This window comes from Pseudomonas sp. AP42, from assembly GCF_001728935.1.
Classification (GTDB): Bacteria; Pseudomonadota; Gammaproteobacteria; order Pseudomonadales; family Pseudomonadaceae; genus Aquipseudomonas; species Aquipseudomonas lactis.
Genome location: NZ_LYSO01000014.1, coordinates 73,605 through 91,305, shown reverse-complemented (window position 1 = coordinate 91,305; position 17,701 = coordinate 73,605). Strand labels below are relative to the sequence as shown.

The 17,701-nt window shown below is 59.7% G+C and carries 22 protein-coding genes; 6 read left to right on the top strand and 16 right to left on the bottom strand.

Annotation, left to right across the window (positions count from 1 at the left end; all coding sequences use genetic code 11):
- Positions 1 to 355 precede the first annotated feature (355 nt).
- From A7K61_RS08290 to tsaA, 3 genes are all read left to right on the top strand, one after another.
- Entirely contained in the window at positions 356 to 1,066 is a 711-nt protein-coding gene (locus A7K61_RS08290; RefSeq protein WP_003189059.1) for an rRNA pseudouridine synthase, read from the top strand.
- Between the two features lie 69 nt (positions 1,067 to 1,135).
- The gene (locus A7K61_RS08285; protein ID WP_017529765.1) at positions 1,136 to 1,597 is read left to right on the top strand and encodes a DUF1456 family protein; all 462 of its coding nucleotides are present in this window, start codon (positions 1,136 to 1,138) and stop codon (positions 1,595 to 1,597) included.
- Positions 1,598 to 1,600: 3 nt separating this feature from the next.
- The gene (gene tsaA / locus A7K61_RS08280; RefSeq protein ID WP_047712715.1) at positions 1,601 to 2,296 is read left to right on the top strand and encodes a tRNA (N6-threonylcarbamoyladenosine(37)-N6)-methyltransferase TrmO; all 696 of its coding nucleotides are present in this window, start codon (positions 1,601 to 1,603) and stop codon (positions 2,294 to 2,296) included.
- A gap of 195 nt (positions 2,297 to 2,491) precedes the next feature.
- On the opposite strand, the gene fpr is transcribed toward tsaA, so the two are convergent.
- Complete coding sequence (gene fpr / locus A7K61_RS08275; protein WP_003189055.1) at positions 2,492 to 3,271, bottom strand: ferredoxin-NADP reductase; 780 nt, start codon at positions 3,269 to 3,271, stop codon at positions 2,492 to 2,494.
- Positions 3,272 to 3,396: 125 nt separating this feature from the next.
- Between fpr and A7K61_RS08270 the strand changes: the two genes are divergently transcribed.
- Positions 3,397 to 4,323, top strand: a complete 927-nt coding sequence (locus tag A7K61_RS08270; protein WP_003189054.1) for a LysR family transcriptional regulator — start codon at positions 3,397 to 3,399, stop codon at positions 4,321 to 4,323.
- A 3-nt stretch (positions 4,324 to 4,326) separates the two neighbouring features.
- On the opposite strand, the gene A7K61_RS08265 is transcribed toward A7K61_RS08270, so the two are convergent.
- From A7K61_RS08265 to A7K61_RS08255, 3 genes are all read right to left on the bottom strand, one after another.
- Positions 4,327 to 4,689, bottom strand: a complete 363-nt coding sequence (locus A7K61_RS08265) for a diacylglycerol kinase (RefSeq protein ID WP_003189051.1) — start codon at positions 4,687 to 4,689, stop codon at positions 4,327 to 4,329.
- Positions 4,690 to 4,764: 75 nt separating this feature from the next.
- Complete coding sequence (erdR, locus tag A7K61_RS08260) at positions 4,765 to 5,415, bottom strand: response regulator transcription factor ErdR (protein WP_003189050.1); 651 nt, start codon at positions 5,413 to 5,415, stop codon at positions 4,765 to 4,767.
- A gap of 251 nt (positions 5,416 to 5,666) precedes the next feature.
- Positions 5,667 to 6,386, bottom strand: a complete 720-nt coding sequence (locus A7K61_RS08255) for a tRNA-uridine aminocarboxypropyltransferase (RefSeq protein ID WP_069557389.1) — start codon at positions 6,384 to 6,386, stop codon at positions 5,667 to 5,669.
- A gap of 178 nt (positions 6,387 to 6,564) precedes the next feature.
- Between A7K61_RS08255 and A7K61_RS08250 the strand changes: the two genes are divergently transcribed.
- Both A7K61_RS08250 and A7K61_RS08245 read left to right on the top strand, forming a co-directional pair.
- Complete coding sequence (locus tag A7K61_RS08250) at positions 6,565 to 6,999, top strand: PA3611 family quorum-sensing-regulated virulence factor (RefSeq protein ID WP_044272210.1); 435 nt, start codon at positions 6,565 to 6,567, stop codon at positions 6,997 to 6,999.
- Positions 7,000 to 7,293: 294 nt separating this feature from the next.
- A complete protein-coding gene (locus A7K61_RS08245) occupies positions 7,294 to 8,406 on the top strand; it encodes a TIGR00730 family Rossman fold protein (protein WP_047712713.1) in 1,113 nt (370 codons plus the stop codon).
- Positions 8,407 to 8,467: 61 nt separating this feature from the next.
- On the opposite strand, the gene recX is transcribed toward A7K61_RS08245, so the two are convergent.
- From recX to A7K61_RS08190, 12 genes are all read right to left on the bottom strand, one after another.
- On the bottom strand, positions 8,468 to 8,935 hold the full coding sequence (gene recX, locus A7K61_RS08240; RefSeq protein ID WP_044272206.1) for a recombination regulator RecX: 468 nt from the start codon (positions 8,933 to 8,935) through the stop codon (positions 8,468 to 8,470).
- Positions 8,936 to 8,943: 8 nt separating this feature from the next.
- Complete coding sequence (gene recA, locus A7K61_RS08235) at positions 8,944 to 10,002, bottom strand: recombinase RecA (protein WP_003189042.1); 1,059 nt, start codon at positions 10,000 to 10,002, stop codon at positions 8,944 to 8,946.
- Between the two features lie 83 nt (positions 10,003 to 10,085).
- The gene (locus A7K61_RS08230; protein WP_003189041.1) at positions 10,086 to 10,586 is read right to left on the bottom strand and encodes a CinA family protein; all 501 of its coding nucleotides are present in this window, start codon (positions 10,584 to 10,586) and stop codon (positions 10,086 to 10,088) included.
- A 152-nt stretch (positions 10,587 to 10,738) separates the two neighbouring features.
- Positions 10,739 to 11,296, bottom strand: a complete 558-nt coding sequence (locus A7K61_RS08225) for a glycoside hydrolase family 19 protein (protein ID WP_044272204.1) — start codon at positions 11,294 to 11,296, stop codon at positions 10,739 to 10,741.
- Positions 11,297 to 11,318: 22 nt separating this feature from the next.
- The gene (locus A7K61_RS08220) at positions 11,319 to 12,320 is read right to left on the bottom strand and encodes a contractile injection system protein, VgrG/Pvc8 family (RefSeq protein WP_044272202.1); all 1,002 of its coding nucleotides are present in this window, start codon (positions 12,318 to 12,320) and stop codon (positions 11,319 to 11,321) included.
- A gap of 9 nt (positions 12,321 to 12,329) precedes the next feature.
- Positions 12,330 to 12,542, bottom strand: coding sequence for a tail protein X (locus tag A7K61_RS08215; RefSeq protein ID WP_044272200.1), 213 nt, complete (start codon positions 12,540 to 12,542; stop codon positions 12,330 to 12,332).
- A complete protein-coding gene (locus A7K61_RS08210; RefSeq protein WP_044272198.1) occupies positions 12,535 to 12,918 on the bottom strand; it encodes a phage tail protein in 384 nt (127 codons plus the stop codon). Before A7K61_RS08210 ends, A7K61_RS08215 begins: the two co-directional genes overlap by 8 nt.
- The gene (locus A7K61_RS08205) at positions 12,918 to 15,137 is read right to left on the bottom strand and encodes a phage tail tape measure protein (RefSeq protein ID WP_069557388.1); all 2,220 of its coding nucleotides are present in this window, start codon (positions 15,135 to 15,137) and stop codon (positions 12,918 to 12,920) included. Before A7K61_RS08205 ends, A7K61_RS08210 begins: the two co-directional genes overlap by 1 nt.
- Positions 15,138 to 15,143: 6 nt before the next feature.
- Positions 15,144 to 15,269 (bottom strand): hypothetical protein, encoded by a 126-nt coding sequence (locus A7K61_RS33600; RefSeq protein WP_020301160.1) that lies wholly within the window; start codon positions 15,267 to 15,269, stop codon positions 15,144 to 15,146.
- Positions 15,266 to 15,847, bottom strand: a complete 582-nt coding sequence (locus tag A7K61_RS08200) for a phage tail assembly protein (RefSeq protein ID WP_069557387.1) — start codon at positions 15,845 to 15,847, stop codon at positions 15,266 to 15,268. The genes A7K61_RS33600 and A7K61_RS08200 overlap by 4 nt, the downstream gene beginning before the upstream one ends.
- A gap of 180 nt (positions 15,848 to 16,027) precedes the next feature.
- Positions 16,028 to 16,534, bottom strand: coding sequence for a phage major tail tube protein (locus A7K61_RS08195; protein ID WP_044272192.1), 507 nt, complete (start codon positions 16,532 to 16,534; stop codon positions 16,028 to 16,030).
- A complete protein-coding gene (locus tag A7K61_RS08190) occupies positions 16,534 to 17,700 on the bottom strand; it encodes a tail protein (protein WP_032877508.1) in 1,167 nt (388 codons plus the stop codon). Before A7K61_RS08190 ends, A7K61_RS08195 begins: the two co-directional genes overlap by 1 nt.
- Position 17,701 lies beyond the last annotated feature (1 nt).

The window sequence follows — 17,701 nt, the reverse complement described above, 5'->3', positions numbered from 1 at the left end:
CTACCCGGTCCAACGGTGTTGACTGTTAGGCCGCCTTCGCAGGCAAGCCAGCTCCCACAGTTTGATCGCGGGGTGCCAGGTAGATGGGTGTTGGCTGTGAGGTCGTCACGGGAGCAAGCTCCCTCGCCACAGGTTTAGCGTTGTGCCGAAGTTGTGTAGATACCTCTGCTGCGATGGCCATATACCAGCGCCCGATGGGTAGACTGCCAGGCCGCCTTCGCAGCCAAGCCAGCTCCCACATTTGACCCGTGGCATGTCAGTTAATAATTGTTAAGGCACATGCGCTGAAATGGAGCCGGGATTAACCGGCGCCAGGCAGGTACAATAGTGGCCCCCTTTTGTTACGGCCCTTGTCATGACTGACCCCATACGCCTCTCCAAACGCCTTATCGAACTGGTCGGTTGCTCCCGTCGGGAGGCTGAGCTGTTTATCGAAGGCGGCTGGGTCTCGGTGGACGGCGAAGTGATCGACGAGCCGCAGTTCAAGGTCACTGACGAGAAAGTCGAGCTGGACCCGGAAGCTAAAGCCACCGCGCCAGAGCCGGTGACCATCCTGCTGCACGCCCCCGCAGGCGTGGATGCTGAAACCGCCATGGCCTCGATCAGCGCCGATACCCTCTCTGAAGAACACCGCTTCGGCAAGCGTCCGCTCAAGGGCCACTTCCTGCGCCTGAGCGCCAGCGCCGACCTGCAAGCCAAGGCCAGTGGCTTGCTGGTGTTCACCCAGGACTGGAAGATTCTGCGCAAGTTGACCGCCGATGCCGCCAAGATCGAGCAGGAATACGTGGTGGAAGTCGAAGGCGACATGGTTGCCCACGGCCTCAACCGCCTGAACCACGGCCTGACCTACAAAGGCAAAGAGCTGCCTGCCGTCAAAGCCAGCTGGCAGAACGAAAACCGCCTGCGCTTTGCGATGAAAAACCCGCAACCCGGCGTCATCGCGCTGTTCTGCGAAGCGGTTGGCCTGAAAGTCATCGCCATCCGCCGCATTCGCATCGGCGGTGTGTCCATCGGCAAGGTGCCGGTGGGTCAATGGCGTTACCTGTCCGGCAAAGAGAAGTTTTAAGCCGTTCCCCTTTTCCCGACACCGCCTGATTCCGGCGGTGTCATCCGTTGAATACCAGGATTGCCCACCATGATTCACAACGACGTACTGCGCAGCGTGCGCTACATGCTCGACATCAGCGACAACAAGATGGTCGAGATCATCAAGCTCGGCGGCATGGACGTGACCAAGGACGATCTGCTGACCTACCTCAAGAAAGACGAGGAAGAAGGCTTCGTGTTCTGCCCGGATGACGTCATGGCCCACTTCCTTGATGGCCTGGTGATTTTCAAGCGCGGCAAGGACGAAAGCCGTCCACCACAGCCGATCGAAACCCCGGTGACCAACAACATCATCCTGAAAAAGCTGCGCGTGGCCTTCGAACTGAAGGAAGACGACATGCATGCCATCCTCAAGGCAGCGGAGTTCCCGGTGTCCAAGCCAGAGCTGAGCGCGCTGTTTCGCAAGTTTGGTCATACCAACTACCGCACCTGTGGCGATCAGTTGCTGCGTAACTTCCTCAAAGGCCTGACCTTGCGGGTCCGTGCCTAAGCCATGAGTTACCAAGTCTCGCCCATCGGCTTCGTACGCTCCTGCTTCAAGGAGAAGTTCGCCATCCCGCGCCAACCGCAACTGGCACCGGCTGCCCGTGGCGTGCTGGAGCTGGTGGCGCCGTTCGACCAGGGCGAGGCGGTGCAGGGGCTGGAACAGGTCAGCCATGTGTGGCTGCTGTTTCTGTTTCATCAGGCCCTGGAAGACAAACCACGCCTGAAAGTGCGCCCGCCACGCCTGGGCGGCAATACGTCCATGGGTGTGTTTGCTACCCGTGCGACCCATCGTCCCAATGGCATCGGCCAGTCGGTGGTGAAACTGGACAAGGTGGAGCCGGGGCGGCTGTGGATTTCCGGCATAGATTTGCTCGATGGCACGCCGGTGCTGGATATCAAACCGTATGTGCCGTATGCCGATAGCGTTGATGCGGCCACCAACCACATCGCCAGCGATGCGCCCGCGCTGATCGGCGTGCAATGGCTCAAGGCTGCACTGCAACAGGCGCAAGGTCACGCCCAACGCCTTGGTGAACCGTTGGTAGAGTTGATTGATCAGTGCCTGGCGCAAGATCCGCGACCGGCCTACCAAACGCCCGGCCCTGAGCGTGAATACGGTGTGCGCTTCTGGGACGTGGATGTGCGCTGGCACTACCCGGAGCCGGGGATGATTTGTGTGCTGGAAGTGGTTCCGGCGCAGTAAATCGCAGAAACGCAAAAGCCCGCGCTGCCTTCACAGGCAACGCGGGCTTTTCTTTGCAAACGCATTCAACTGTAGGAGCGAGCTTGCTCGCGAAAAACGAGCAGGCACCGCGTTCAGTCAAGATGCCAGCGTTATCGTTGGCGCCCTTCGCGAGCAAGAACTAGGCGTCCCCTCGCTCCTACAAGTGAGCCGAGGTTACTTTTCGACGAACGCGCGCTCAATCAGGTAGTCACCCGGCTCACGCATCCGTGGCGAAACCTTCAGGCCGAAGCTGTTCAACACCTCGCTGGTCTCGTCCAACATGCTTGGGCTGCCGCACAGCATGGCGCGGTCGTCCTCGGGGTTGATGGGTGGCAGGCCGATGTCGCTGAACAGCTTGCCACTGCGCATCAGGTCGGTCAGGCGGCCTTCGTTCTCGAACGGTTCGCGGGTCACGGTCGGGTAGTAGATCAACTTGTCACGCAGGGCCTCACCGAAGAACTCGTTCTGCGGCAGGTGCTCGGTGATGAATTCGCGGTAGGCGACTTCGTTGACGTAGCGCACGCCGTGGCACAGGATGACTTTTTCGAAACGCTCGTAGGTCTCTGGGTCCTGGATCACGCTCATGAATGGGGCGAGGCCAGTACCGGTGCTGAGCAGGTACAAATGCTTGCCCGGCTTCAAATCGTCAAGCACCAGGGTGCCTGTCGGTTTTTTGCTGATGATGATCTCGTCGCCTTCCTTCAGATGCTGCAACTGGGAAGTCAGCGGGCCATCGGGCACCTTGATGCTGAAGAACTCCAGATGCTCTTCCCAGTTCGGGCTGGCAATGGAGTAAGCGCGCATGAGCGGGCGGCCGTTGGGCTGTTGCAGGCCGATCATCACGAACTGACCGTTCTCGAAGCGCAGGCCCGGATCGCGGGTGCACTTGAAGCTGAACAGAGTGTCGTTCCAGTGATGAACACTGAGGACACGCTCGTGGTTCATGTTGCTCATGTACGGGGGACTCCTGGAAATGGGTCTGCGCCAAAGGTAAGGATGCGCAATTGCACAGCATTCTAATGGCGGCGACAATATCTGTTAACTGGATTATTAAGATAAGGGTTATCGGTTATATCGATATGCGATTTACTCTCCGTCAACTGCAAGTTTTCGTCGCCGTCGCCCAGCAGGAAAGCGTCTCGCGCGCTGCTGGCCTTCTGGCCTTATCTCAATCCGCCGCCAGCACCTCGATTACCGAGCTGGAGCGTCAATCCAGCTGTCAATTATTCGACCGCGCCGGCAAACGCCTGAGCCTCAACGCCCTTGGTCATCAGCTATTGCCCCAGGCGGTGGCATTGCTGGACCAGGCCAAGGAGATCGAAGACCTGCTCAACGGCAAGTCCGGCTTCGGCTCCCTGGCGGTCGGCGCCACGCTGACCATCGGCAATTACCTGGCGACACTGTTGATTGGCAGCTTCATGCAGCAACACCCCGAGAGCCAGGTAAAGCTGCATGTGCAGAACACTGCGCATATCGTGCACCAGGTGGCGCACTACGAAATTGACCTGGGTCTAATTGAAGGCGACTGCAGCCACCCCGATATCGAGGTGCAAACCTGGGTAGAAGATGAGCTGGTGGTGTTCTGCGCCCCCCAGCATCATTTGGCCAAGCGCGGCGTGGCCACCATGGACGAATTGACCCACGAAGCGTGGATCCTGCGGGAACAAGGCTCGGGCACGCGCCTGACCTTCGACCAGGCCATGCGTCATCACCGCAGCGCACTCAATATCCGCCTGGAGTTGGAGCACACTGAGGCGATCAAGCGGGCTGTGGAGTCGGGCTTGGGCATTGGCTGCATTTCGCGGCTGGCGCTGCGCGATGCGTTCCGCCGTGGCAGCCTGGTGCCGGTAGAAACCCCGGACCTGGACCTGGCGCGGCAGTTCTACTTCATCTGGCACAAACAGAAGTACCAGACCTCGGCGATGCGCGAGTTTCTCGAACTGTGCCGCGCCTTCACCGCTGGGGTGCAGCGCAGCGACGAGATCGTGCTGCCGAGTATCGCGTGATCCTTAGATAAGGATCACGGCCCATACCAGGGTGATCATGGTCAGTGCCACGAATTGCGCGGCGCTGCCCATGTCCTTGGCGTTCTTGGACAGCGGGTGACGGTCCAGGGAAATACGATCAATGGCCGCCTCTACCGCTGAGTTGAGCAATTCGACGATCAGCGCCAACAGGCACACTGCAATCAGCAACGCCCGTTCAACCCTGCTGACCTGCAGGAAAAAGCTCAGGGGGATCAGGATGACGTTCAGCAACACCAACTGGCGGAATGCCGCCTCGCCAGTGAAAGCTGCACGCAGACCATCCAGGGAATAGCCCCCTGCGTTGAAGATACGTTTGATACCGGTTTGACCCTTGAAAGGCGACATAGATGTAGGCAACTGAACCAAAGAAGTGGGGAAGCTAGATCACGCAAAGTCAAAAAAGCGTGAAGCGGCTGTAACTTAATGTTGCGAGATCGACTCAAGTTGCTGCAACAGCAACGCCGCCTGGGTGCGCGTACGCACGCCCAGCTTACGGAAAATCGCCGTAACGTGGGCCTTGATGGTCGCTTCGGACACACTCAACTCGTAGGCAATCTGCTTGTTCAACAACCCTTCGCAAACCATGGTCAATACCCGGAACTGCTGGGGCGTCAAGCTGGCCAGGCCATCGCGGGCGGCCTTGGCTTCATCGGACACATTGATTTCTTCAAACGCCTGGGGTGGCCAGGACACATCGCCGTCCAACACCGTACGCACGGCTTTCTGGATATCTTCCATCGCGCTGGACTTGGGAATGAAACCGCTGGCGCCAAACTCTTTGGAGCGCACCACCACATCGGCTTCTTCCTGGGCCGAGACCATCACCACCGGTATTTGCGGGTATTGCCCACGCAGCAGCACCAACCCGGAGAAACCGTAGGCGCCCGGCATGTTCAGGTCGAGCAACACCAGGTCCCAGTCGGATTTTTCGGTGAGGCGGGCTTCCAGTTCGGCAATGCTGGCCACTTCGACCAGACGTACATCGGGGCCAAGGCCCAAGGTTACGGCCTGATGCAGTGCGCTGCGAAACAGCGGGTGGTCATCGGCAATCAGGATTTCGTATGTGGCCATTGGTTAAATGATCCTGTTTTTTATGGGAGCCCTGATGGGTTCAGGGTTCACCAATACACGAGGCGACGGCCAGGCAGCGATCGCCACAGGGCCCGTTCAACGTCAAAAACACCTGAAACGACGTCGATAATTCACGGTTGCACCCAATCGGCGCACAGCATGCCCAGCGTAGCCTGGAGGGTCAAGCACTACGCCCGTGGGGATTTTAGCGGGTTGCGGGCTTACAGTGCCATCATGCAAACGTCGTCTGGTTATCCCGCTGGGATGTAGGGTGCAAGGCGGGTATGCACGGTGTCCGCCGCATCCAGTGGCAACTGGAACTTGGCAGCCAGGTAATGGGTGCTGAACACATCAAGGTAGGCATCCAGCACTTCGCTGGCGGCCAAATCATCGGCCAGCTCCAGGCACAGTGCCGCCACCTCGGCGGTGCAGAAATGGTCATCGCGCTTGGAGCGCCGTAGCTTGTAACGCGACAGCTGCTCGGGCGCCAGGCTCAGCACGGGTAAATGTTCCAGGTAGGGGCTTTTGCGAAACATCTTGCGCGCTTCGCTCCAGGTACCGTCCAGCAGAATGAACAGCGGGCGCTTGCCCACCTCCACGCACACTTCACTGATCACCCGTTGCGGCGCCACAAATTCACCGGGGAATACGATGTACGGCTGCCACTGCGGGTCGGCCAGCAACCTGAGCAGCTCGGGGTCGACTTCGGTGCGCGACCAGGCGAAGGCGGTGGTGTCGTGTATGACATCGGCGATCAGCCAGCCCGTGTTGCTGGGTTTCATCGGCTCTACGTCATGCATCAACAGGCACATGGCGGACTTGGCTTCTACCTGCGGCCGCCAGGCACATAGGCAGTATTCAGGAATGACCCGACAGCCGGGACAGCGCTCAGCACGCGAACCCCGATTGAGAAACGGCCTGACGGCACGCGCCAGACGCTGGGTACGCAAACGGGAGACGGCGTGGCTCATCGGGCACGCGGCGAAGAAAAGGAAATCGACACGGAACAAACTCGTGAAAAACAGAAGTCCCGCAGTTTACCAGCGATACGCCTGGCTGTAGTGGCAAGGGCTCACCTATAATTGCGCGCCACTGAACGCACAGCCCAGTGGCTGGTCTATGCACCAGTAACCGAATCAGGAGAGTTTCATGCTGCGTTCCATGCTGCGCCTTGTTGCCCCATCCGTCGCCCTTGCGCTGGCCTTGCCTATGGGCGCCCATGCGGCCTCGCTGCTGGAGGCTCAAATGAACAAGAAGCTGCAAAGCGTCGCGGCTGAAAGCAACAAAGACCTGCCCCGGGAAATCGATGAAAAAACCCTGGAAGTCGCCTACACCGTTGAAGGCATGCAGTTGATCGATCACCTCAGCGTGCTGCCTGACCGTGCCGAACAAATGCGCGCCAACCCCAAGGCTGTGTATTTCCAGCTGGGCCGCAGTGTGTGCACCAACCCAGGCTATCGCGAGCTGATGGCCAAGGGCGCAGTGATGCGCTATGAAATCACCGAGAACAAGACCAATCGCCCGGTGGCTTCGGTCAAGTTCGCAGAGTCCGATTGCCCGGCGCCAGCGAAGAAGAAAAAGTAACCTCTGCTTGACCCTCCCGCGCTGCTTCCCGGCGGCGCGCACGCTTGCTCTGCGTTTGCCACCAACGACTAAACTGCGTAATGAGCCACCAATAAGCGGTTGCCAGCCAAGGGTTTTTCGGCCCATGATCAGTTCATCCCAGATGCCCGCCCACCACAGCTTTTAATGCTGTTCTGTCATATTTTCAGGGCAAAAAAGGCCTGCCCTCCTGCGGCATGCCGCGACACAAGCAGTGTCGTGGCCCAGGCGACGTTTTCGTCGACTACCCAGGCCCTGTAAAGAAGGAGAAATTGAATGCCTTATGAATCAGATGATTTGCTGCTTCGTCATTTTGAAGAAAACGGGACCGACCTCACTCAGCAGGTCGACGCACAAATTCAGTTGATCGCCCCCAACAGCCCAAATATCCCTCTTTATCGAGACATGATCCTCACCGTCCTGCGCATGGCCCAGGACGACCGTGACCGCTGGAACGCCAAGATCACCCTGCGCGCCATCCGTGAACTGGACCATGCCTTTCGCGTTCTCGAACAATTCAAGGGCCGGCGCAAAGTCACGGTATTCGGCTCGGCGCGTACACCAGTGGAAAGCCCCCTGTATGCGCTAGCCCGAGAAGTGGGTGCGGCGTTGGCACGTTCCGACCTGATGGTCATCACCGGTGGCGGTGGCGGCATCATGGCTGCTGCCCACGAAGGCGCGGGCCTGGAGCACAGCCTGGGGTTCAATATCACCCTGCCCTTTGAACAGCACGCCAACCCGACCATTGATGGCACCGACAACCTGCTGTCATTCCACTTTTTCTTCACCCGTAAGCTGTTCTTCGTCAAAGAAGCCGACGCGCTGGTGTTGTGCCCTGGCGGTTTCGGCACCCTCGACGAGGCATTGGAAGTGCTGACCCTGATCCAGACCGGCAAAAGCCCGCTGGTGCCGGTAGTGCTACTGGATGCGCCGGGCGGTGGGTTCTGGCAAGGCGCCCTGGACTTCATCCGCAGCCAGTTGGAAGCCAATCGCTATATCCTGCCCACCGACCTCAAACTGGTCCGCCTGGTCTACAGCGCCGAAGAGGCCGTGGACGAAATCAACCAGTTCTACGCCAACTTCCACTCCACCCGCTGGCTTAAGCGTGAGTTTGTGGTGCGCATGAATCATCCCCTGAGTGAGCGCGCCCTGGCCCATATGCAACAAGCGTTTGCCAGCCTGCGGCTCAGCGGCGAGTTCCAGCAACTCGCCTACACGGGCGAAGACCATGACGAACCGAGGTTCAGCCATTTGACGCGCCTGGTGTTCAATTTCAACGGTCGCGATCAGGGGCGGCTGCGGGAGTTGGTGGATTACATCAACCTGCCGGAGAACTGGGCGCAGGCTCAGGGCAAGGCGCAGCAACGGATGACGCCAGAGACAGCGTGATTTTTTACAGGCGAAAAAAAAGGCCCACTATTTTCATAGTGGGCCTTTTGTTTTTTGGTGTTCAGTCGTCCATACCCCGACCGCTCAATAAGCGGCTGATCATGTCCATCGAAAACCCGCGATAACTCAAGAAACGACCTTGCTTGGCACGCTCCCTGGCATCAATTGGAAGGTGGCCCGCAAACTTGCGGCGCCAGGTTTCCTCCAACTGCGACTGCCAACTGATACCGCACTCACGTAGCGCGAGGTCGATATCGGCACGTTGCAGGCCACGTTGGCTCAGCTCTTCACGAATCCGCGCAGGGCCGTAACCGGAGCGCGCTCGGTAAGACACAAAGCTTTCAAGGTAACGGGCTTCCGACAACAGCCCTTCTTCCGTCAACCGGTCGAGGGCTGTTTCGATCATCTCAGGCTCTGCACCGCGCTGACGCAGCTTACGTGTCAGCTCGACTCGACCATGCTCGCGGCGAGCGAGCAGGTCCATCGCGGTGCGCCGAACGGCGACGAGTGTATCTAGTACAACAGTCATCGTTTGCTTCAGATGTCAGTGTCGGCTTCTTCCACTTCTTCAACCGGCTCACGGTTGGCAGCCGCTTTTACATCTGGCGCGGCAGTCAGCAGCTTGTCGCGGATCTGCTTCTCAAGCGTGGCAGCGATATCCGGGTTGTCCGCCAGGAACTTGGCCGAGTTGGCCTTGCCCTGACCGATCTTGCTGCCGTTGTAGGCATACCAGGCACCGGACTTCTCGACGAAACCGTGCAGCACGCCCAGGTCGATCATCTCGCCGTTCAGGTAAATACCCTTACCGTAGAGAATCTGGAACTCAGCCTGACGGAATGGCGGCGCCACCTTGTTCTTCACAACCTTGACGCGGGTTTCGCTACCAACAACCTCGTCGCCTTCCTTCACCGCGCCGGTACGGCGGATATCCAGACGGACCGAAGCGTAGAACTTCAGCGCGTTACCACCAGTGGTGGTTTCCGGGCTGCCGAACATTACGCCGATCTTCATACGGATCTGGTTGATGAAGATCACCAGGCAATTGGCGTTCTTGATGTTACCGGTGATTTTACGCAGCGCCTGGGACATCAGGCGGGCTTGCAGGCCCACGTGCATGTCGCCCATTTCGCCTTCGATTTCAGCCTTGGGCACCAGGGCAGCCACGGAGTCGACCACGATCACGTCGATGGCGTTGGAGCGCACCAGCATGTCGGTGATTTCCAGGGCTTGCTCGCCGGTGTCTGGCTGGGAAACCAGCAGGTCATCAACGTTGACGCCCAGCTTACCGGCGTATTCAGGATCCAGGGCGTGCTCGGCGTCGACGAACGCACAGGTGGCGCCCATTTTCTGCGCCTGGGCAATCACCGACAGGGTCAGGGTGGTTTTACCGGAAGATTCAGGACCGTAGATTTCAACGATACGGCCTTTTGGCAGGCCGCCAATGCCGAGCGCGATGTCCAGACCCAGAGAGCCAGTGGAAATAGCCGGGATCGCCTGACGGTCGTGATCGCCCATACGCATTACGGCACCCTTGCCGAATTGACGTTCGATCTGACCCAGGGCCGCAGCCAAGGCTTTCTTCTTGTTGTCGTCCATTAAAGTCCTCACGTAATCAATAAGGCCTGACGGCCAACACCTGTATAAGTAGACAGTATTGTTCCACAAAGATCGGTGATCGCCTACCCCTGATTGTCTATTTCTGCTGCAGCTCGTCGCAACAAGCCCTCCAGCGCGGCTTTCACCGTTTGTCGGCGGACCTCGTCGCGGTTGCCGGGGAAGTGCGCAAGCTCGGCCGTAATTTCGTCGCCCACGGCAAAGGCCAACCAAACGGTGCCCACCGGCTTGTCCGGCGAGCCGCCATCGGGGCCCGCGACACCGCTGACCGCCACGGCAAATCGGGCCAGGCTTTTTTCCTGCGCACCGCGGGCCATCGCCTCCACCACTTCCTGGCTGACGGCCCCGACTTTGGCAAACAGCTTTTCCGGCACATTCAACTGTCGGGTCTTCTGTCGGTTGGAATAGGTGACATAGCCCGCCTCGAACCAGGCCGAACTGCCCGGGATCCGCGTGATGGCTTCGGCAATACCGCCGCCGGTACAGGACTCGGCAGTGGTGACGTGGGCACTGAGCACCTGCAAACGGCGCCCCAGTTCGGCAGCCAGTTGAGTGATTTCCTTCACGGTCGTCTCCAGGAATGGGCGGGGGTTCGCCTACCCTACAGGAGCCTATCGGCCATGCAAGATACAGAGTGCATCAAGAGGCTAATGCGCGACGGCCTGCACCTGCCACACATGCACCATGCGCCGGCACACACCGACCGAGCGAAACGCACCTAGGAAACGCATAGCACTGCCTTCGCCCGCGCCCACAACTGCAAACGGTCGTCCAGGCCATTGAGGCCGCCATTGATGCGGCGGGTGATGGTGGTGAACTGGTCTTTGTCGGCGAGCTCGTTGAGACCGTTGCTTTGCCAGAACCAGGCGGCGGATTCGCAGGCCCATTGTGGCTGCTCCAGCAACTGCGGTTGTCCAAGCAAGCGATCGTCACCGAACAGCGCTTGGCTGCATGCCATGTAATTGCGGCGCCCGGTGATCTGGATCAGCCCCCTGCCCCGATACATTTGCCCATCTCCGTCCGCTTCGGGGGTGTTGCCCAACCGCGCGGCCAAGCTGCCAGTGTCGTACTTGCTCAGGTATTGATCACTGCCCAATTCGCGCACGTACTGCAACTGGGCAGACTCGTGGCCAACTTGGGCGAGGAAGGCGGCAACGCGACGGGCCGTATTGATCTGGTGTGCAGCGAAGGCCGCATTTAGAAAGGTTAAAAAAAAGCCCGCGCGAAGGCGGGCTCCAGGCATGACACCCAGAAGCTGAGCATGTGTGATGACCATGGGTTTTACTCTAAGGAAGCCTCTACACCGACAAACCGCTGGCCTGGACCGTACTCCGATAGCCACCTTTGCGTTCGCCCCTGGATTTCACCGTTTTAATCGACCAGCGCCCTTGCATGAACCCCGGCCACGACTCATCCAGCAGCAACAGGCCTTCAGCAGCCAACGAAGGATTGCCAGGGCAGACCACATCAATCTGCAACCCTTCACGCCCCACGCGGCGCATCTCTCCCTGCGCCGCTGAGCGCGCTTCGTCCTCGCTCTGGTATCGCTGTGTCACCACTTTGAAGGGAGCGACGCCCACCTGGACGACATGCTGTTTGCCGCCTGCGGCATCCCACCATGAGGTTTGCGCGCCGTTGTATTTGGCACGGCTGGTGTCGGTGAAACTGGCGCTGATGAACGCACGCTCGCCTGGACGATTGTCATGAGTAATCGACAACCGCACATCCGGCATTGCCTTGCCCGACAGTGTCTTGATCTGGCCTTTACGCCCCAGTACATACAGCTCATCGACAGGCTTGGCCACCGCATCGAAGCGCTTGGCCAAGCGCGTGAGAAAAGCCATGTCGCTTTCATTGGTCTGATCGATGTGTGCGATGGGCTCACCGTCGAGTTCAGGCGCCACACGCGGTGAAAAACCGTACCGAGTGGTCAGTTGACGAAACAGCGCACCCAGGGTTATCGGCCCATGGCTGGCGGTGCGGCGCTGTTTGAATTCGTGCTCGTCGAACGGTGCCGCCGTGGCCACCAGCACCAGTCGCAATGGGAACATCGAGGGCGTGCGCTGGGTGATCTTGAACACGCCCTTATCCACCAGGCCCGATTCCAGGTAGCCGATACGCAGGCCAATTTTGCCGCCCAGATCGGGCAGCCCTTCAAGCCCCTCGATATCGAGGGTCAACTTCAGTTGATCAGATACAAACCCCGCTGCGTCGGTGTGTTCCCATTCCAATAGCCGCTCGTTAAATAGCGCGGCATTGGTTCCGTAAAGCTCCACTACAGGTGTAAAACCGAGTGCCATAATGGCTCCTTAATCCCAGGCGGAAACCGGTCGACTTGCGACCGGTTGCGCATCCAATTCGGGCACCAGCACACTGACGCCCGCAGGCAGTACTGCGCCCTGTTCGGCCAACTCCGGATTCAAGCGCCACAACGCCTCTTCTGCGGCATCATCACTGCGCCCCAGTTGGCGGTAGAGCAACAGGTTCACCGAGTCGCCGGCAATACTTCGAACCCTACGCATTGACGAACTCCTCCAGTACCAACGACCAATTGATCACCATGGCCGTACCGTCGTCGATCACGCTGGTTTGTTTTTCACTGATCGACTTGATGGTCCATAGCCCCCAGTTACGCCCTAATCCGTCCACCAAAGGCAACGGCGTCCGCAGGGCCTGCAGGGCGCGCAATTCATCCAGGCGCGCCATGCCCTTGGCGCGCGCAGCCTTGCCGCCCAATGCCAGCGTTTCGAGCCCCTGGCCGACCTGGCTGGATTTAGGTTTGCCGGCAATGATGTCGAGACTGACCCAGCCCCCGCTGCTACCACGATCAAGCGTGTCGTAGGCGAATCCACGGGACAGCCCGAAAATAAAAGTACCCAAGACCATCTGTTGTCGCATCACACAGCTCCATCGGTGAGTGCTGCGCCGCGTCGGGTCGCCAGCAGGTTGTCCATCGACAGCGGGGTAAATTGCGCTTCGATCTGTTGCACCACGAGCGCCGCCAGTTGTTGATGGCTGGCTTGCTCAGGCGCGGTGATGGTGATTTGCGGGGCGAAGTTGATTTGGCGGTTGTCGGCTTGAGGGGCGTTGAGGTTTTTGCTGACCTCTGTGGGGGATGGCAGGCGATCACCCGTCCCCATCACTTTTTCAGCCAGCCACGCACCGACGTCGCTGCCCACGAAAGTGCCCACGGCACCACCGACTACCTTACCGATTGCGCCCCCGGCGACGCCGCCCATCACACCGCCCAACACTGTGCCGGCACCCGGAACGACCGAACCGATAACAGCTCCCGCCAGCGTGCCGACCGCACGACCAATCGCCATCCCCGCCACATCACCAACGACACCGCCGGCAACACCGCCGCCGATAGAGCCCACGCTGGTGCCAACCGCTTGACCCAGGTTTCCGGTCATCGCGCCTCGCGTCATCTCGACACCGGCCTGGGCCACCACCAAACCCAGGCCCCCCCCTTTGGCCAGCGTGCTCACCTTCGCCGCTTTGCCAGAGATGCCAGGGCCGGAAGCAGACGGGCGATTACCGTTGTGCTCGTCATTGCCCGGGGCTTTGCGCTGGCTGTCCGGCGGTGTGGTTTTATTCCCTGCTGCCGGTCCCTCTCCGAGCACTTTCCCTGCGACCTTTTCGAAAATCTTGTCCTTCACGGCACCGAAAACACCGGAAACCACCGGGATCAGCACCGCCCCCGCCAGGGTGACGGCTGCGGCAGCCTTGGGCAGGCCTTCCGCGAGCCAAGCCACGCCACTGACCAGGCCGTTCCTTGCGGTCAGCGAGGTATCCACAACGGGGGCCAACGCTGTATCAGAGGCGGTGCTCAAGCGTGTGGTACTGGCCTCGTAGGCTTGCCGACGTGCGTAAGTAGAGTCCGCACGAACCGCGGCCGAACGCAGCACCGAACCTTGGTCGCCCAGCGTCGAAGTGGCGTAGGTGGATTTTTCTGCGACCAGCGAAAAGGCCTGTTTCACGCTGTCGATCACCGGTACCAGGCTCAGAATCGTCTGGTTGCCGTCGAACAACTGCGTCGCCAGCACCGCCTGCCTTTCAGCGGGTTGCGACTTGAGCGCCTCCAGCACCGTAAGCACGGCCTGTGGGGCGTCCTGTTTCATGCCCGCCGCGAGTACTTTTGGATCAAGCTTGAGCTCTGCCCAGGCACTGCGTTGCCCTGCAGAGGCGTTGTCGCCTTTAGCCAGGACGGCGCTGATTTTTTCCAGCCCGGCACCAGCAACAGCCTTGCTGTTACCTGCGCTCAATAATGCCGCCGAAAGCGCTGCTGCCTGTTCGGGGCTCATGCCCGCAGCCTTCGCGGCAGCGCCCTGGAGTTGCACAATAGCGCCGATATCCGCCGATTCGGCCTTGAGCGATACCTGAGTGCCCAGCACGTTTGTTGCGTCGGCAAGGTCCAAGGCTTGTGCGCGATCAAGGTGCATTGACTCGCGCCAGCCGCCCATGAGTTCGCCGGCATTTTTGACGTCGATCTTGAACGCCGTCGCCATGATCGCAGCGTCGCGAGCGAACTGCTGCAGGTCTGTCCGGCGCCCAACGGGGTCGATATTGCCCGAAGCGTCCTTACGATCACTGCCGATACCGGAACGGGCGGCGGCATACTCGACCTTCGCGAGGTCGACGGCACTGGCACCACTGGCAGCCACCACCGGCTCGGACGCCATGGCAAGGTTGGCTTCACGCAATGCCTTGCGCTCATGCCGGGCAAACATCAACAGTTGATCAATATCGGTCATCGCGGCGTCCAGCGCCTGCGAGGGTGTGCGCTTGTCTGTAGCCGCGACGGTCTTCGTACCCTCTGCGTTCCCGGCAGTTTGAGCTTGCCGGGCGTCCATCACCTTGAGCAACGAGACGTTGAACAGCTCCAGCGTATCGACCAACCGTACCTGCCCGTCCGCCAGATGCTTGATCTGCAAGCTGGCATCGGCCAATGCCAATGCCAAATTCGCCGTACTCCCCGGTGCCTCCAGCGGGCTCGCCAGAGTTTGCGCCATAGGCTTGAGGCTGGCTTGTGCCCCTGCCATTGCAAGTGAGCCCTGAGTCATCACGCCTTCCTTGGCAATGGCTGACCCCGCTCCATGATTACCGTCTGCCATTGCGCTCTACTCCTGTTTAACGCCAAGACGACTGATTGCGATGTCGTAGCGGCGCATTGCTTTGCCGGCTTCCCAGTCGAGGATTTCCGCTTCGCTTACCGAGTAAACCAGCGGCACTACATCGAGGATCACTTCGATGTCGCGTTCCGAAAGAAGTCCGCCGGTTTGTTTAAAAAATCGTCAATGCGCTCCTGCAGTTCGGTCCAGTCGGGCACGGTCAGGCCGGCAAGATCGGGAATCATCAGGCCGGTGCAGTGAGCGGTGATAAACTCGGCCCGGTCTTTGTTAGTGGCGAGTTTTTTCATCACCTTGGTAGCGCGCAAGGCGGGCATTTCCAGGGTGACGCTGGTGAGAGTGCGACCGCTCGCGTCCAGCGGCAGCAGCAGGGCAACCTGTTCGCACGTCAACGACTCGCGCGGGCTATCGGTTTGCGCGAGAAAAAACGATGCAGGTCGGGTCGACATTTCGTGTACGTACTGCGCAATGCTCACGTAGTCCGGGCGCTTGAGTTGGTCGAGCTCTTTTTCCGACAGGCCGGTGGCGAGTTTCGCCAGTTCAAAGAACTGGTCGTCCTCGTCGTCACCGGCCCGGGCCAGCGCGTCTTTTTGCGCGGCGTAGAACAACGGTTTGAGTTGAACCTGCTCGATCGTCGCGCCGGTGTCGGCGGTAATCGGGGACAGCAGGACGTGCAACGGAGGCATCCAGGCCATGGGGAATTCCTTGTTGAGCGGTGTTGAAAAGTGCGAAAAATCTAAACCTGAGCACGGCCCCTGTGGGAGCTGGCTTGCCTGCGATGGCATCCACTCGATGCTCCAGGGAGACCGAGTCGCCTGCATCGCAGGCAAGCCAGCTCCCACCTTGACCGTGCTCGCTTCAGATTGCGCCGGCCCTTAAGGCATCAGCACGGCGCGGCGGGCATCGCCCAGAATGTCGACGCCGTTGAGCACGAACTTCTGAGTGCGTACGTCGATGTCGATCACAGGAATGCCATTTTCCAGACGGTTGTAGGTACGGCAGGACAGTTCCAGAGTGGTGACTGGCTTGGCGTTCATCGTCAGCGCTGTCTCGGCCAGGGACTTCAGCTTGCCGCCCACGGTGTGGTAGGTGAAATAGGTCTTGCCGTCCTGATCCTGACCGGCTTCACGCACGTTCAACAGGATGTCGTCACCCTGGGTGACGCCAAGCGCCAGCAGGACTTGGGCGCCAACACCTTGCAGTACCAGGGTTGCATTCAGCACCTTGGCGCTTTTGGCGACCTCCTCGGCGATGAAGCGCCCACCGGTCATCGGGTCCATCTCGAACTCGATTTTCGGCGGCGTAAAGGAATCGACGGTTGCCGACAACGGCAGGCCTTGAAGGGTGGCCGCAATGGCCTGTCTGACTCGGTTGGTAAACATTAGAGAACGTCCTCCAGGAACTGCTCGATGATTTCATCGCGGGCGTTGAGTTGATAAACCATGTGTTCGTTCGGCGCGTAGCGGCCGTAGTCGATGACGATGAACCAGGTGCCATTCTTGTACTTCTCGACGCTGTTCAGCTCCGGGTGCAGGTACACGCTGCCGCCGGGAATGGTTTCGTCGGCCACCAGGGTTTGCAGCCAGTCATTGATGCGCTTGACCTCCTGGTCCATGAAGGACTTGGTGAGGTTCTTGGCCATGGCTTTCTGGCCGGCCTTGACCAGCTTGCGGCTGATGGCATCTTCCAGGCCGACGTAGCTGATGAACTTGCCGGTGATGGAGCGGTTACCCAGCAGCGAGAAACCGCCGAGGATGGTGCGGGCGTAGTAGCTCACGCCGTAGCGGTTGAGCAGGTCGCCTTCGGTGGAGGTGTCGAGGATGTTGTACTCGACCACGCGGGAAACGTCCTCGGCGAAGGTCACCTGATTACCCGGGCTTTCCCACTGCTTGACCTTGGCCAGTGCGGCGATGGCCAGCGAGGATGGCGACAGGAACACATTCTTCTTCGCGGCCTTGGAGTACACCGACGGCATGTTGTGTACCAGCAGGCAACGGTCGAAGCCCAGGTCGGCACCGCCGAGTTCGCCGCTGTAGGTCACTTGGTCGGCGACGGAAGCGTCCTTGCCATCGAGCACCACACGGGCCTTGATGCGTTTACCGAACGAGGCGAACTCACCGGCTACGGCTTTGGTGCCCGTGAAGCCTGGAGCGCCGATGATGGTCAGGTCTTCAGGGACGCTGCTCAGGGCAGCCAGGCCCAGCTTGCGACCGGTGACCGGGTCGTTGCCGCCGATCACATTGTTGATCGTGTCGGCCGGGGTGGCGCCTTCTTCGACGATGACCACATAGACCGGCACCTTGACCACTTTGAGGATCTGGTACACCGCCTGGAACAAGGTGCCCGACTCGGTGCCGGTAGGGTCCAGCAGCGCCTGGGTGGTGAAGCTGTTGATGCGAAACGGCGCGTTTTTCGGGATCGACGCATGGGCATTCGGCGCAGTGCCGACCAGGCCAATGACGTTATCGCCAAGGCCACCCATGGCCTCGGGGGATTCAGTGGCATTCACAGTGATGCCGTTGTGCTCGAAGTTCAGGACTTCTGCCATG

Excerpts from the sequence above, each read along its gene's own strand:
- A7K61_RS08290 (WP_003189059.1), top strand. The coding sequence starts at position 356 with ATGACTGACCCCATACGCCTCTCCAAACGCCTTATCGAACTGGTCGGT.
- A7K61_RS08285 (WP_017529765.1), top strand. The coding sequence starts at position 1,136 with ATGATTCACAACGACGTACTGCGCAGCGTGCGCTACATGCTCGACATC.
- tsaA (WP_047712715.1), top strand. The coding sequence starts at position 1,601 with ATGAGTTACCAAGTCTCGCCCATCGGCTTCGTACGCTCCTGCTTCAAG.
- fpr (WP_003189055.1), bottom strand. The coding sequence starts at position 3,271 with ATGAGCAACATGAACCACGAGCGTGTCCTCAGTGTTCATCACTGGAAC.
- A7K61_RS08270 (WP_003189054.1), top strand. The coding sequence starts at position 3,397 with ATGCGATTTACTCTCCGTCAACTGCAAGTTTTCGTCGCCGTCGCCCAG.
- A7K61_RS08265 (WP_003189051.1), bottom strand. The coding sequence starts at position 4,689 with ATGTCGCCTTTCAAGGGTCAAACCGGTATCAAACGTATCTTCAACGCA.
- erdR (WP_003189050.1), bottom strand. The coding sequence starts at position 5,415 with ATGGCCACATACGAAATCCTGATTGCCGATGACCACCCGCTGTTTCGC.
- A7K61_RS08255 (WP_069557389.1), bottom strand. The coding sequence starts at position 6,386 with ATGAGCCACGCCGTCTCCCGTTTGCGTACCCAGCGTCTGGCGCGTGCC.
- A7K61_RS08250 (WP_044272210.1), top strand. The coding sequence starts at position 6,565 with ATGCTGCGTTCCATGCTGCGCCTTGTTGCCCCATCCGTCGCCCTTGCG.
- A7K61_RS08245 (WP_047712713.1), top strand. The coding sequence starts at position 7,294 with ATGCCTTATGAATCAGATGATTTGCTGCTTCGTCATTTTGAAGAAAAC.
- recX (WP_044272206.1), bottom strand. The coding sequence starts at position 8,935 with ATGACTGTTGTACTAGATACACTCGTCGCCGTTCGGCGCACCGCGATG.
- recA (WP_003189042.1), bottom strand. The coding sequence starts at position 10,002 with ATGGACGACAACAAGAAGAAAGCCTTGGCTGCGGCCCTGGGTCAGATC.
- A7K61_RS08225 (WP_044272204.1), bottom strand. The coding sequence starts at position 11,296 with ATGGTCATCACACATGCTCAGCTTCTGGGTGTCATGCCTGGAGCCCGC.
- A7K61_RS08220 (WP_044272202.1), bottom strand. The coding sequence starts at position 12,320 with ATGGCACTCGGTTTTACACCTGTAGTGGAGCTTTACGGAACCAATGCC.
- A7K61_RS08215 (WP_044272200.1), bottom strand. The coding sequence starts at position 12,542 with ATGCGTAGGGTTCGAAGTATTGCCGGCGACTCGGTGAACCTGTTGCTC.
- A7K61_RS08210 (WP_044272198.1), bottom strand. The coding sequence starts at position 12,918 with ATGCGACAACAGATGGTCTTGGGTACTTTTATTTTCGGGCTGTCCCGT.
- A7K61_RS08205 (WP_069557388.1), bottom strand. The coding sequence starts at position 15,137 with ATGGCAGACGGTAATCATGGAGCGGGGTCAGCCATTGCCAAGGAAGGC.
- A7K61_RS08200 (WP_069557387.1), bottom strand. The coding sequence starts at position 15,847 with ATGGCCTGGATGCCTCCGTTGCACGTCCTGCTGTCCCCGATTACCGCC.
- A7K61_RS08195 (WP_044272192.1), bottom strand. The coding sequence starts at position 16,534 with ATGTTTACCAACCGAGTCAGACAGGCCATTGCGGCCACCCTTCAAGGC.
- A7K61_RS08190 (WP_032877508.1), bottom strand. The coding sequence starts at position 17,700 with ATGGCAGAAGTCCTGAACTTCGAGCACAACGGCATCACTGTGAATGCC.